The following is a 12,478-nucleotide window of genomic DNA, read 5'->3' as shown; positions in this document are numbered from 1 at the left end:
GGTCCGAAAAAAGTAAAATAAGCTTGATTTTACAGCAATAAGGGCTTTCCTGTCCGATTACTAATATGTCCCACGCGAGCATGAAGCATATAACAAGTGCGATTGGAGGAATGGTTCGTTCTTGGAGCGCCTCAGATCAAGAAAAAGGAGAGCGCCGGATCAACGGTTCTGTGGGTTACTTCGGACATTTTTTGTCCAAAACGCTTGTTGCCCTTGAGCAGGCAAGCAGCGGCTCTGCTGCAGCAGCATAAGGAATCGGCTGTCCTTTGCAATCTGCATAACGGACAATTTTTGCCTGCAGGTCTGAAGCAAAAAATGTCTCTGTTCTGCCTGAAATGTCCGTTATAGAGTGAGGGTATCGCAGCCAGAGGGAGGATGAAACGCATGAGCTGGTGGACAGCGAACAAGCTGCGCCTGATTCAGAACAATCTCCGCGAAACGGACGCGGATCTGGATGTCGGGCTTTTAATGAAGGAGCTGCAGCAATTCCGCGCAAACACATTGATGATCAATGCGGGAGGGATCTTCGCTTTTTACCCGTCCAGCCTGGAGCATCAGGTTGTAACACCTTATTTGAAAAAGGATTTGCTGGGAGAGGTCATCTCCCAGGCCCACGCCCGTAACATACGGGTGATCGCCAGATTTGATTTTAGCAAGGCGCATGAATCGCTCTTTTCCGTACATCCGGAATGGTTTTACCGGGACCGGGAAGGGCGCGAGGTCAATTATTTCGGTATTGTCCATACCTGCTTGAACGGGGAATACCAGCAGGAAAAATCGCTGGAAAGCATCGGCGAGGTGCTGGAGCGTTACGAGGTGGACGGCATTTTCTTCAACATGTTCGGTTACCAGCACTGGGATTACAGCGGCAATCATTACGGCCCCTGCTACTGCGGCAACTGCATCCGCCGTTTCAGGGAGCTGTGCGGTGAGGAGCTTGCGGACTACACAGGACCAGGGCATGCGTTGCATCAAGTGTACCGAAATTTTCAGGAGCAAACCTCCCGTGCCATCCTTGCCAAAATCCATCATTTTGTCAAAGCCAAATGGCCGGATGTCGCCATCAGCACCTACCATCCGTATATGGTCGATATCGTGCGCAAGGAATCCAACACGTCGCTGACCCGTCCTTACCCGCTGTGGCTCTACTCCGCTTCGGAGAATGTAGCGTCAGTCGAGCAGAGCTGGGACGACAAGCTGATCAGCAACTGCAGTATCAATGCGATCGATCTGACCTACCGTTTTACAGGGGTGTCCCCGCAGGAAAATGAAATCCGGCTGTATCAAAATATAGCGAACGGCTCCGGGCTGGATTTTTGTATTATCGGCGCTTTCGCAGGCTACCCGGACCGGAAAAGCTTCCCTGCCGTGCAGGAGGTGTTCCGCTTCCATGCCGAGCATGAGCCTATCTTCGGCAACCTGATCTCGTTGGCAGATGTTGTGCTGATCAAGCCCGCAGCGCCAGAAGCTGCCAAGGAGTATATGGGTTTGTTCAAAATGCTGAAGGAGTCGCATGTACTGTTCGACACCATTGTGGAGGAGCAGATTCCGGCGAGGCAGGCTGCGCTTGCCCGGGCCAAGGTTGTAATTCTGCCGGGCCTGCAGCATGCGGATACCGTGCTGCGGGACATTTTGCGCAATTTGCAGCGGCAGGGCGTATCTTTACTTGCGACTGGCTGCAGCTTTCTCGAAGACGAAGAGACTTTGTCCGCTCTGTTCGCGGCTTCATATACCGGCAGCACAGACAGCCGGCTGGCCGGTTATCTGGACGTGTCGGATGAATTTCGCTTTCCCAGCCTGAAGGATCGTCACTGGATTACGGCAAGCAGCGGCTTTGCACGAATGGTATTTGATCCAGACGAAGCCGTCAGCCTTATTCCTTATATAGAGCCTTCGACGTTCGGGCCGCCTGAGCGTGCGTACGGTCACAGCACCGGCCAGTTTTCCGGATTGGGGATCGTTCGCTGCCATGGGGAAGGGGCGGGAGTATATTATGCATGGCATCCCGGAGCCCAGTATGCAAAGCACGGATTTGAGGATCATAAGCACGTGGTCATGGATATTCTGACAAGCTTTATCGGATCGCTAAAGGTGGTGACGGATATTCCGGAAAGCGTAGAACTGTTCTTCAACCGCCTTCCTAACGGGAATTGTCTGCTTCAGCTCATCAATTTGTCGGGCTTTAACGGAATCACTTATTTGAAAGCGATATCAATGTACCAAATGGAATTTCATTTTAACGGAATCGGGCTGCCGGAGCGTGCTTATTCACTCCGTTCCGGGGAGGAAATCTCCGTTCAGGCGAAAGGTGAAGGTGAAAGTGATGGTGAAGCGGGCTTCAGTTTAACTGTGCCGCATTTGGACCGTTATGAAGCGGTTGTACTTGAATTTCCTGGATCCGGGGCTGAAGTTGGGGTTGGAGCCGCTGTGAAAGAGGGGAAGCGTACATGATGAAACTACATGCCATCCTTCGTGAAGGTGCCGGAGATGTCCAGACCGGCAGTCTGCTTGCCCGCATCGCAAAGCACCGTACGATTTACCTGCTTGTGTTGCCGGGCCTGCTCTTTTTTCTAATTTTCAAAATTGCTCCAATGTGGGGGCTGCTGCTGGCGTTTAAAGACTACAACCCGTTTCTTGGCTTTGCGGGCAGTGAATGGGTGGGAGTCAAGCATTTTGTCGATCTCTTCGCCAGCTCCAGCTTTTATATCATGCTGCGCAACACACTGGCTATAAATATCATTGCACTTGTCTTTCAATTTCCACTGCCGATATTGCTTGCGCTAATGCTGAACGAAATCCGGCATGAATCGTTCAAGCGCTTCAATCAGTCCATCGTATATTTGCCCCACTTCCTCTCTTGGGTTGTGGTGGCGAGCATGACGTTCTTTCTGCTCTCCACGGACGTGGGCATTGTGAATAAGCTTATTGCCGCAAACGGCGGCGAAACGATCTCATTTTTATCCGATCCCAATTATTTTTGGGGCCTGCTGACGGCACAGGTGATGTGGAAGGAAGCAGGCTGGGGCACCATCATTTTTCTTGCGGCCATGGCCGGGGTGGACCCGCAGCGTTATGAAGCCGCAGTAGTAGACGGAGCGGGACGCTTTCGGCAAATTTGGCACATCACCCTGCCGGCCATTCGTCCCACTATTATCATTCTGCTGATCCTGCGTCTGGGCAGCATGTTTGACACTGGCTTTGAGCAGATTTTGCTTATGATGAACCCGCTGGTGCGCAATGTGGGCGAGGTGTTCGACACGTACTCGTATACGTACGGCATTTTGCAGGGAAAAATCAGCATTGGTGTTACAGTAGGGTTGTTCAAGGGGCTTGTCGGACTGGTGCTGATCGTGCTGGCCAACCGGATCGTCAAAAGGCTCGGGCATGAGGGAATATATTAACGGCAAAAATATGCCGGACGTTATGCATCTGTGTCATGATAGAGGAGGAAGGAGCCATGAGCTTTGTTGTACGCAGGAAGGGACTGACGCTGTTTGACTGGGTCAATTACAGTCTGGTCATACTGATTTCGCTGGCCTGTATCTTTCCGTTTTTGTACGTGTTCAGCGTGTCATTCACCGATCCGCAGGTGTATGTGCCCCTGAAGTTTTACCTGTTTCCCGAAAAATGGTCGCTGGAATCGTACCGGTACATTTTATCGACGAACAGCTTTCTCAATTCGCTGAAAAGCACGGTGTTCATCACCGTGGTCGGCACCATTCTCAATCTCATCGTATCGTTCACGATGGCCTACGGCTTGACGAAGAAATCGCTGCCAGGCCATAAATGGATGATGGGGCTCGTAATTTTTACACTAGTGTTCAGCGCGGGCATCGTCCCGAACTATCTGCTCGTCAAAGAGCTGGGCCTGCTGAATTCCTACTGGTCCATGATCTGGCCCAACCTGACCAACGCCTGGAGCCTGATCGTGATCAAAAGCTTTCTGGAATCGCTTCCCTCAGAGCTTGAGGACTCGGGCAAAATCGACGGCTGCACGGATTTTCAGGTGTTTATGCGCATCGTCATTCCGCTGTCGATGCCGGCGATCGCGACCTTTACGCTGTTTTTTGCGGTAGGGCACTGGAACGCCTATTTTAACGCACTCATCTATTTATCGGATTCCAGCAAGTGGACTTTGCAGCTCTTGATCAAGACACTCGTCATCGACTCCAATTCGGTGGCCGTCGCGCAGGCCGGCGCAAGCGATGAGAACGTCGTTCCACAGGAAACGATCCGGATGGCATCCATTGTACTGGCCATGCTGCCGATTTTGCTGGTGTATCCGTTTTTGCAAAAGCATTTTGCCAAAGGGGTTATGCTCGGTTCTATTAAGGGATAAATTTCATCTTAAACAAGACAGCTTGTAATATGAGGTAAGGCATTTGCTGGAAAGAATAATGTAAGCGTATTCTCAAGGTGCACACAAGGAGGATAACTGACATGAAGGTAAAGAAGAGATGGGCACCGTGGGTATGCCTGGTGCTGTCGCTGCTGCTGATCGCTGGCTGTGGGGGCGGTTCCGCGCCGGAAGGAGCGGATACGGACAGTGGTGATAACGGCGTGTTGAGCATCAAAATGTTTGCCGGCCTATATAACGAAATACCGGATATGGACAATGCCTATTGGAAGGAATGGGAGAAACGCACGAACAGCAAGCTTGACATCGAATGGATTCCGTCGGGCGATCTCGATTCCAAGCTGGATTTGCTGCTAGCCTCCGGCGATCTGCCCGAGGTGGTTGCATATCAAAATGCGATCAGGCCCACGCTCATTACCGCCATTAAAAACGGGGCCTTCTGGGATTTAACGCCCTTTCTGGGGGATATGAGCGAATACCCGAATCTCAAAAAAAACCTGGCGCCGGACGCTTTGAAATATTTATCAGTAGATGGAAAAATCTACGCCGTGCCGCGCTCCCGTTCCCGGGTGGACGGTGGAATCAAAATCCGTGAGGACTGGTTGAAGAAGCTTAACATTCCTGTACCCAAGACGTTTGATGAATATAAAGCGGCCCTGAAAAAAATCGTGGACAGCGACATGGACGGCAACGGGCAAAAGGACACGGTCGGCCTGCTCTACGTCAATTCGGCGCCTGCCGGATTTCAGGCCGGGTTCGGGGTCTACAACCCGACTTACGATAAGGACGGGGGATTAATGAGTCCCGGGCTTACGCCGCAGTATGCGGATATGGTCGAATGGTTCAGAGGTTTGTATGCCGAAGGCCTGATGTCCAAGGAATATGCAGTTATGAAGGAAAGCCAGGCGGAGGAACTGTTCAAGACGAACCGTGCCGCATCCTATGGCCGTCCGATCTGGTGGGATCATGAATGGGAGCAGGCGATGAAGAAATCCGGCCAACCGGACGCCAAAATTTTGAATTTGAACATGACGGGGCCAAACGGCGATCCGGCGGTTGCTCTGGAAACCGGTGTTGCCGGTGGATTTTACATTTCCAAAAAAGTGCCTGAGGAAAAGGTGAAACAACTGCTTAAATATTTTGATATGACAGCCTCCCAGGAGATGACGGACTTTGCCTACTACGGGATTGAAGGAGCGCACCATACCGTCGTTGACGAACAGAAGGTATTGACGGAGCAAGGCATCAAGGAGGTCAACACCACGAGCAAGGGAGCGGGTGTGCTGGCTTACGCCAAATGGGGCAAGGTGATCAGCGCTTCGGGAGACAAGGCCTACAATGATGCCAAAATCAAAGAGGTTGAAAACTTCGACGAGATCGGAAAAATTGACCCTTACCGGGTGATCACGTCTGACGGCTGGCGCGATACATGGCCGAAGTATCAGGATGAGTTCAATACGATGGTCACGCGTGCTATCGTTGGACAGTCGACCATGGAGGAATTCCGCGCTTATGTGGACCGGCTGAATAATCAGCCTGACATCAAAAATGCGTACCAGGAAATGGCGAAAGCCTACGAGCAATTCAACCAGTAAGAAAAACGTCTATCGACGTAAATCAAAGAAGCCAGACCGCGTTTAGCAGTAGTTTTTCTTGCGATTCCAGGAAGCTTATACCAAGAAGTTTATACTTTCAGGAATCTAAAACAGAGAGGGGGGAGCGATGTAATGCAGCCTGACGTTAGCAATACTGAACGCGTGTGGTGGAAGCAGCCGCTGCGGATCATTCAGCCGAATATGCAGGTGAAGGATACCGGGCGTATTGACCCGGAGAGGCTGGCTCACCAGCTGAAGGAGCTGGGGGCCAATGCGATGGTGTTCAATACCGGCGGCATTTATGCCTGGTACCGGTCGGACGTTCCTTTCCATACGGTTAACAGTGATTTACCCGAGGGCAGGGATCTGCTGCAGGAAATGATCCGGAGCTGTCATAAGCATGGCATCCGTTTTATCGCCCGCTTTGATTTCAGCAAAGCGGAGGACTCGGTCTATCTGCAGCGTCCTTATTGGTTTGTGCGCCGGCAGGACGGCAGCCCCGACATCATCGGCGCACAGCGGCCAGGGGCCTGGCCCCTGCTGATGTCTACCTGCATCAATGGCGGATATCGCAATGAAGGCGTGGCGGTTCCCGTGCTGAAGGAAGCGCTGCAGCGCTATGACATTGATGGTGTATTTTTCAACGCCCCCGGTTATGTCTTTTGCCGGTGCGATCTTTGCCGCCGCAAGTATAGGGACTTGTACGGCAAAGAGCTGCCGGAAGTGTCCACGGAGCTTGAGCCTGATTTCCCTGCGCGCTGCTTCGATGACAATCTGGGGACGATGTACCGGACGGTCAAGGAAACCTGCAGCGAGGTGCCGATGATCCTGTACTACAATTTGTATCGGGATCATCTGGAGAACAGGCTGCAGATCACCGATATGCTCTGTACGGAGCCGCAGGATATACTGTCCCTTGGGCATACGCATATTCCCGAAGCGTGGAAGCCGGCGCTCAGCATCAAGGTGGGGCGTTCCATTCCCGGTCGGGCGGACCCTTTTGGCATCGTGCATTCCTGCCCGGGCATGGACTGGCGGCATACCGGCCTGCCGCCGGCGGAGTACAGCTTCTGGCTGGCGCAGATTCCGGCCAACGGCGGGCAAATCTGGCATTCGCTCACCGGCATTCCGGACACGATCACGGACAAACGCATCCTGCGCACGGTCAGGGAGCATAATGTGAACGCAGCCAAGGTTGCTCCGTACATGGATAGCGCACAGCCGGAGGCGCAGGCCGTTCTGCTGTGGAATGCGGACCGTTCGGCAGAAGGCTGGGCGGACACGCTGATCAACAAGCAGATTCCGTTTCACGTGCTGTTGCCAGAACAGGCGGAAAAGCTGCAGCCGGAGCGACAGCAGCTCCTTCTTCTGCCGGAAGGCAGCAGCTATTCCCCCGCTTTCATAGATTCACTGCGTGAGTATGTGCGGGGCGGGGGCTGTATTTTGGTTGAAGGCAAGCTGCCGGAGCCGGAGCAAACGCAGGGGCTGCATGAGCTGCTGGGCATATCCGGTGATGGCGGGGAAAGCGAGTATTTATATGCTTCGTACCTGCGGTTCGAAGGACAGAATAATCCGCTGCAGAGCGGACTTGAGGAAACAGAGCTAATTCCGCACCGTGGGCAGGTCACTTACTGCTTCCCGGCTGTCGGCTCGGCACGTGTGCTGGCTACCCTTGTGCCGCCGTTCTCTCCGCTGGAGAGCGTCGGGGCGCCACCAGAACGGGCTTCACTGCCTGCGGCACGGACGGATCTGCCCCTGGCAATTTTGAATGAAGTCGGTGCCGGAAAAACGTTATATTTTCCATTTTCGTTAAGCAAGCTGATTCAGGAGTTCAAGCTGGAGGAGCACTACAGGCTTTTCGCCAACGCGGTTCATTACCTGCTGGACGGGAAGCTAATGGTGACGGTGACCTCCTATCAGGGCTTGCAGGTGACGGTATTCCGCAAAGACAACAGCCTGCTCATTCATTTGGTCAACGGTGCAGGCAGAAGGCCGCTTGCCACGGTGCTGCCCTTGCACAATATTGAAGTGAAGGTCCGGCTGCCTGCGGGAAGCGAAGCCGGACAGGTGGAACGGCTGATCGGGGGCGGCGTCCTGGAGGGGATACACAAAGACGGCAGCGTCCGGTTCACACTGCCCCGCCTGGACATTTGGGAGTGTATACGCGTTTCCTGCCTGCTATAATGGCTGTGATGAAATGAAGGCAGTTGGTTCTGACACGATACGGAGGCGATATCCATGAAGGATGACATCCAGCGTAAATGGCGTAAAGCCAAATCCTTTGTGTTCCGCTGCTTTTCAGTCAACGGTTATTTGCAGCGGCTGATCTGGATGGGATGCATCTCTGTCGTCATGCCTGTCGTTCTGGCTGGAAGCGCTTACTATCACTTCTCGATGATCAAGCTGACCGAACAGTTTCAGGAGAACAATATGGCATCACTCCGTTTGTTGAAGGACCGTGTGGAAGGCATGCTGACGAATATCGAGCATGAATCGCTCCAGCTGGCGAGCGGGCCGCTGATCCGGACAGCGCTGGAGAAAGAAGACTATGCAACCGATTATTTGCTGCAGCAGGAGCTGCTGCAGCTGTTCCAGCTCAGTAAAAACACGAACAGTATAATTGAGGAAATGATTTTCTATGATGCCAGGACGGAGCTTGTGCTCTCTCATTATTATGGGCTTGCAAGGCTAAAGGACTTTTACGGCAAACGGGATATTGAGGCGGCTCTCGCAGGAAATCAGGGAGGCCACTGGACGTATCTGCCTGATTCGAGGCGGGCCGGGTACATCTCGTATGTACGCAGATTGCCTGTTATGGGGGTTGGGAAGCCGCGGGGAGTCGTCATTCTGCATATTAAGGAGTCCGCATTGCGGAATCAGCTCAACAGCTACTCGGTCGGTCTGGAGAAGCAGACGCTCACGATACTTGATGCGGATCATGGGGTTATATTGAACAGCAGCGGACCGGTTCAGCCTGCCAGAGCCGGCCAGTCCGCTCTGAGCGACCCGGTGCTCAATCAAATTGCCATCAGCGGCGAGCGGTCCGGCCAATCTGTGCTGCAGGGCGGCGAAGGAAAGGAACTGACGGCTTTTTATGAATCCTCGATGGGCCGAATGTATATTTCCCGCCTGCCGGAACAGGAAATGATTGACCAGCTCGCATGGATCAAGGTATTAATCGTGCTGTCAGTTTCGGTTTTTGTGCTTGTCGGCATATTGCTGACCTGGTTCTCATCACGTCTGGCGTATAATCCGATTCAGCAGCTGCTGCGTTATGGAGAGCATTTGCGCAGAAACGGAGCCGAGTCCCCCCTGCAGGAAATGAGATTGAATATATCCGTTCTTCGCTCAGCTATTTGAATGAGCAGGCTGAGTCGCTTAACAGTTACATCCGCCGCATGCAGCCGGACCTGCGTGACCGTTTTTTGCAAAGACTGCTGCTGTCCGGCGCATCCTGGAGCAGGTCCACGCTGAGAGAGGGTTGTGCCAAATATCAAATCCCGTTATCCGGGCAGTTTCTCGTGCTTGTGGTGAAGGTTGAAAACATGGTGCGGAAAAAGCGTTTCCTGCCGAGTGAAGGACCAGTCATTGTGTTTGCGGTTAAAAATGTCATGGCCGAATTGCTTGATAAAAGCGGCACTCTCGACGGTTATATCGTCGATATCGATGACCGTGATTCCGTGGCTCTGCTGCGATTCGACACTGAGCTGTCTGCGCGGGAAATCCGGCAACGGATCAGCCATTATGCGGAGGAAATTCACAAATCGCTGGAGCGCTACCTGTCCTTCCCGGCGGCAGTTGGTGTCGGACGGCCGTTCGGGCTTGCCGCAGCGGCGGAATCGTTCAGGGAGGCGCAGCTGGCCCTGCAGTACCGTCTATTTCTGGACACGGAGGACGTATTGTTTTATGAAGATATGATCTCTATCGAGCGAAATCCGGTTTTCATCTATCCACGGGAGAAGGAAAGCGGAATTGTGGAGGCTTTGTGGAATGGCGAGCCGGAGCGGGCGGAGGCTGAACTGCACGAATTCTCCAGGATCGCCCGTTCTTCGGACTCGTATGACATCATGATGCAGTGCTACCATGTTCTGCTCTCGGCTATTATTCAATCAGCGGAAGACAAGGGGCCGGGATTCCGCGAGCTGCTGAACGTGAACCTGTTTGACCAGTTGAAGGAAAACCAGACCTCCCGTGAAATGCATGACTGGTTTATCGGTGTGCTGTTCCCGCTCGTGCAGGAGATCGGCAGCGATATGCGCAGCAATTCGTCACGGCTGCTTGTGCAGCGGGTATGCAGCTATATAACGAGCCATCCGCACTGCACGCCTACATTAACGGAATGTGCAGAGATGGTGGAGGTTAGCCCTTCTTACTTAAGCCGGCTTTTTAAAAAGGAAACAGGAACCGCCTTTATCGAATACTTGATGAATTTCAAGGTCCAGCAGGCAAAGCAGCTTTTGAAGGACACGGACTATACGATCACTGAAATCGCCGAAAAGGTAGGATATTCGGAGCGCAATCTGAACCGGGCGTTTCAACGGTTTGTGCACATGTCGCCAAACCAGTTCCGAAAATCACTCAGGTCATAATGGGAGTTAAGCAGATGCACAATATATTTTTTGGGCAGGGAGGAAAAAAGGATGCAGCTTTCATCAGAAAATACAGCGGTAGGATTTATTGGCCTTGGCGTCATGGGCAAAAGCATGGCTTCCCATATCAGGGAAGCGGGCTACCCGCTTCATGTATATACGCGGACAGCCTCCAAGGCGGAGGAACTGGTTAAGCAGGGGGCGGTATGGCAAGATTCCCCGGGCAGTCTGGCCGCAGCATCGCGCGTTATCATTACGATGGTTGGTTATCCGCAAGATGTGGAGGAAATCTATCTTGGCAAGGACGGATTGATCGAGCATGCGGCGCCCGGTACTTATTTGATTGATATGACTACCTCCAGCCCGCAACTGGCTGAGCGTATCCATGAAGCTGCCGCTGCCAAGGGTTTGCATGCGCTGGATGCGCCTGTATCCGGCGGAGATATCGGCGCCCGCAACGGGACACTGTCCATTATGGCAGGTGGCAGAGGCGAGGATTTTAATGCAGTGCTGCCCATTCTGGAACGGATGGGCAGCAATATCGTCCTGCAAGGGCCGGCAGGAGCGGGCCAGCACACGAAAATGTGCAATCAGATCGCCATTGCCTCCAATATGCTGGGGGTGTGCGAGGCCCTGGCTTATGCCAAAATCTCCGGGCTTGATCCAGCCGCTGTGCTTAAAAGCATCGGGTCCGGAGCCGCGGGCAGCTGGTCGCTCAGCAATCTCGGCCCGCGCATGATCACCGGAGATTTTGAACCAGGCTTTTTTGTGAAGCATTTTATTAAGGATATGGGCATCGCCCTGCAGTCAGCCAAAGAAATGAAGCTGGACACGCCCGGACTGGCCTTGGCACATTCTATTTACGAGCGGTTATCCGCGCTCGGTTATGAAGATAAAGGCACACAGGTGTTGTATAACTACTACATCAAAGAATAATCTCATCAATGCTTCTTAATTCCTGCTCTGTAAATTCAAGATTGCTCAGTGCGCCGACAGCATCCTCGATCTGTGAAACCTTGCTGGCACCGATCAGGGCGGAAGTGACTCGGCCCCCGCGCAGCACCCAGGCCAGAGCCATCTGCGACAGCTTCTGCCCTCTTGCGGCAGCAAGATCATTCAGCTTGCGGATCTTGGCAATGCGCTCTTCGCTGATATCCTCTTCTCGCAGGAAGACACTCGGTCCGGCAGCACGGGAATCCGGCGTGATTCCGTTCAGATAGCGGTCTGTCAGCAGGCCTTTTTCAAGTGGAGAGAAGACGATGGAGCCTATTCCCTCTTCCTCCAGCACATCCTGTAGCCCGTCCTCAATCCAGCGTGACATCATGGAGTAATTGGGCTGGTGGATCAGGCAGGGAGTTCCCAATTCGCGGAGAATGGCCGCAGCCTCTTTCGTTTCCTGTGGCTTGTAGTTGGAAATGCCCACGTACAACGCTTTCCCTTGTCGAACAATAAGATCCAGGGCGGCCATCGTTTCTTCCAGCGGTGTGTTGGGGTCCGGACGGTGATGATAGAAAATATCCACATATTCCAGCCCCATCCGTTTCAGACTTTGATCCAGACTGGAAATGAGGTATTTCTTCGAGCCCCAATCTCCATAAGGTCCTGCCCACATATGGTATCCGGCTTTGGTGGAAATGATCATTTCATCCCGGTAAGGGCTGAAGTCACTCTTCAGAATCCGGCCGAAGCTTTCCTCCGCCGAGCCTGGAGGAGGGCCGTAGTTGTTAGCAAGATCAAAGTGGGTAATGCCCAAATCGAAAGCCCTTCTTACCATCATACGGCCGTTCTCGTAATTGTCGATCCCACCGAAATTATGCCAGAGCCCAAGCGAAATGGCTGGCAGCTTCAAACCGCTGCGTCCGCAGCGGTTATATCTCATCGTGTCGTATCTGGAAGCAAGTGCAGAATAATTCATCGTAAACGTACCTCCCGGTAAA

The 12,478-nt window shown here is 53.0% G+C and carries 10 protein-coding genes; 9 read left to right on the top strand and 1 reads right to left on the bottom strand.

Translation table 11 applies throughout. The features are described 5' to 3' along the window. The first annotated feature begins 110 nt into the window (after positions 1-110). From ACE5LO_RS14655 to ACE5LO_RS14615, 9 genes are all read left to right on the top strand, one after another. Complete coding sequence (locus ACE5LO_RS14655) at positions 111-251, top strand: hypothetical protein (protein WP_375520774.1); 141 nt, start codon at positions 111-113, stop codon at positions 249-251. Positions 252-384: 133 nt separating this feature from the next. Next, positions 385-2,451, top strand: coding sequence for a family 10 glycosylhydrolase (locus ACE5LO_RS14650; protein ID WP_375520773.1), 2,067 nt, complete (start codon positions 385-387; stop codon positions 2,449-2,451). Further along, complete coding sequence (locus ACE5LO_RS14645) at positions 2,448-3,401, top strand: ABC transporter permease (protein WP_375520772.1); 954 nt, start codon at positions 2,448-2,450, stop codon at positions 3,399-3,401. The genes ACE5LO_RS14650 and ACE5LO_RS14645 overlap by 4 nt, the downstream gene beginning before the upstream one ends. A gap of 56 nt (positions 3,402-3,457) precedes the next feature. Beyond that, positions 3,458-4,339: a carbohydrate ABC transporter permease gene (locus ACE5LO_RS14640; RefSeq protein ID WP_375520771.1), complete on the top strand. Its 882-nt coding sequence runs from the start codon at positions 3,458-3,460 to the stop codon at positions 4,337-4,339. Between the two features lie 101 nt (positions 4,340-4,440). Continuing rightward, positions 4,441-5,952 carry an extracellular solute-binding protein gene (locus ACE5LO_RS14635; RefSeq protein WP_375520770.1) on the top strand — a complete coding sequence of 504 codons (1,512 nt, stop codon included), beginning with the start codon at positions 4,441-4,443 and terminating at the stop codon, positions 5,950-5,952. 132 nt (positions 5,953-6,084) lie between these two features. After that, positions 6,085-8,136, top strand: a complete 2,052-nt coding sequence (locus tag ACE5LO_RS14630) for an alpha-amylase family protein (RefSeq protein WP_375520769.1) — start codon at positions 6,085-6,087, stop codon at positions 8,134-8,136. 54 nt (positions 8,137-8,190) lie between these two features. Next, positions 8,191-9,312, top strand: coding sequence for a cache domain-containing protein (locus ACE5LO_RS14625; protein WP_375520768.1), 1,122 nt, complete (start codon positions 8,191-8,193; stop codon positions 9,310-9,312). 38 nt (positions 9,313-9,350) lie between these two features. Next, positions 9,351-10,541: a helix-turn-helix domain-containing protein gene (locus ACE5LO_RS14620; protein WP_375520767.1), complete on the top strand. Its 1,191-nt coding sequence runs from the start codon at positions 9,351-9,353 to the stop codon at positions 10,539-10,541. Between the two features lie 51 nt (positions 10,542-10,592). Then, complete coding sequence (locus ACE5LO_RS14615; protein WP_375520766.1) at positions 10,593-11,477, top strand: NAD(P)-dependent oxidoreductase; 885 nt, start codon at positions 10,593-10,595, stop codon at positions 11,475-11,477. Here the strand turns inward: ACE5LO_RS14615 and mgrA are convergent. Continuing rightward, the gene (gene mgrA / locus ACE5LO_RS14610) at positions 11,467-12,456 is read right to left on the bottom strand and encodes an L-glyceraldehyde 3-phosphate reductase (RefSeq protein ID WP_375520765.1); all 990 of its coding nucleotides are present in this window, start codon (positions 12,454-12,456) and stop codon (positions 11,467-11,469) included. The two genes, ACE5LO_RS14615 and mgrA, sit on opposite strands and share 11 nt — an antisense overlap. Positions 12,457-12,478: the final 22 nt, after the last annotated feature.

Source organism: Paenibacillus medicaginis, from assembly GCF_042138635.1.
Classification (GTDB): Bacteria; Bacillota; Bacilli; order Paenibacillales; family Paenibacillaceae; genus Paenibacillus; species Paenibacillus medicaginis.
Note: the sequence above shows the minus strand (reverse complement) of the source record. Positions and strands in the feature narration are given on the sequence as shown.

Coding starts and splice junctions, on each gene's coding strand:
- ACE5LO_RS14630 (WP_375520769.1), top strand. CDS start 6,085: ATGCAGCCTGACGTTAGCAATACTGAACGCGTGTGGTGGAAGCAGCCG.
- ACE5LO_RS14635 (WP_375520770.1), top strand. CDS start 4,441: ATGAAGGTAAAGAAGAGATGGGCACCGTGGGTATGCCTGGTGCTGTCG.
- ACE5LO_RS14645 (WP_375520772.1), top strand. CDS start 2,448: ATGATGAAACTACATGCCATCCTTCGTGAAGGTGCCGGAGATGTCCAG.
- ACE5LO_RS14615 (WP_375520766.1), top strand. CDS start 10,593: ATGCAGCTTTCATCAGAAAATACAGCGGTAGGATTTATTGGCCTTGGC.
- ACE5LO_RS14640 (WP_375520771.1), top strand. CDS start 3,458: ATGAGCTTTGTTGTACGCAGGAAGGGACTGACGCTGTTTGACTGGGTC.
- ACE5LO_RS14625 (WP_375520768.1), top strand. CDS start 8,191: ATGAAGGATGACATCCAGCGTAAATGGCGTAAAGCCAAATCCTTTGTG.
- ACE5LO_RS14620 (WP_375520767.1), top strand. CDS start 9,351: ATGCAGCCGGACCTGCGTGACCGTTTTTTGCAAAGACTGCTGCTGTCC.
- mgrA (WP_375520765.1), bottom strand. CDS start 12,456: ATGAATTATTCTGCACTTGCTTCCAGATACGACACGATGAGATATAAC.
- ACE5LO_RS14655 (WP_375520774.1), top strand. CDS start 111: ATGGTTCGTTCTTGGAGCGCCTCAGATCAAGAAAAAGGAGAGCGCCGG.
- ACE5LO_RS14650 (WP_375520773.1), top strand. CDS start 385: ATGAGCTGGTGGACAGCGAACAAGCTGCGCCTGATTCAGAACAATCTC.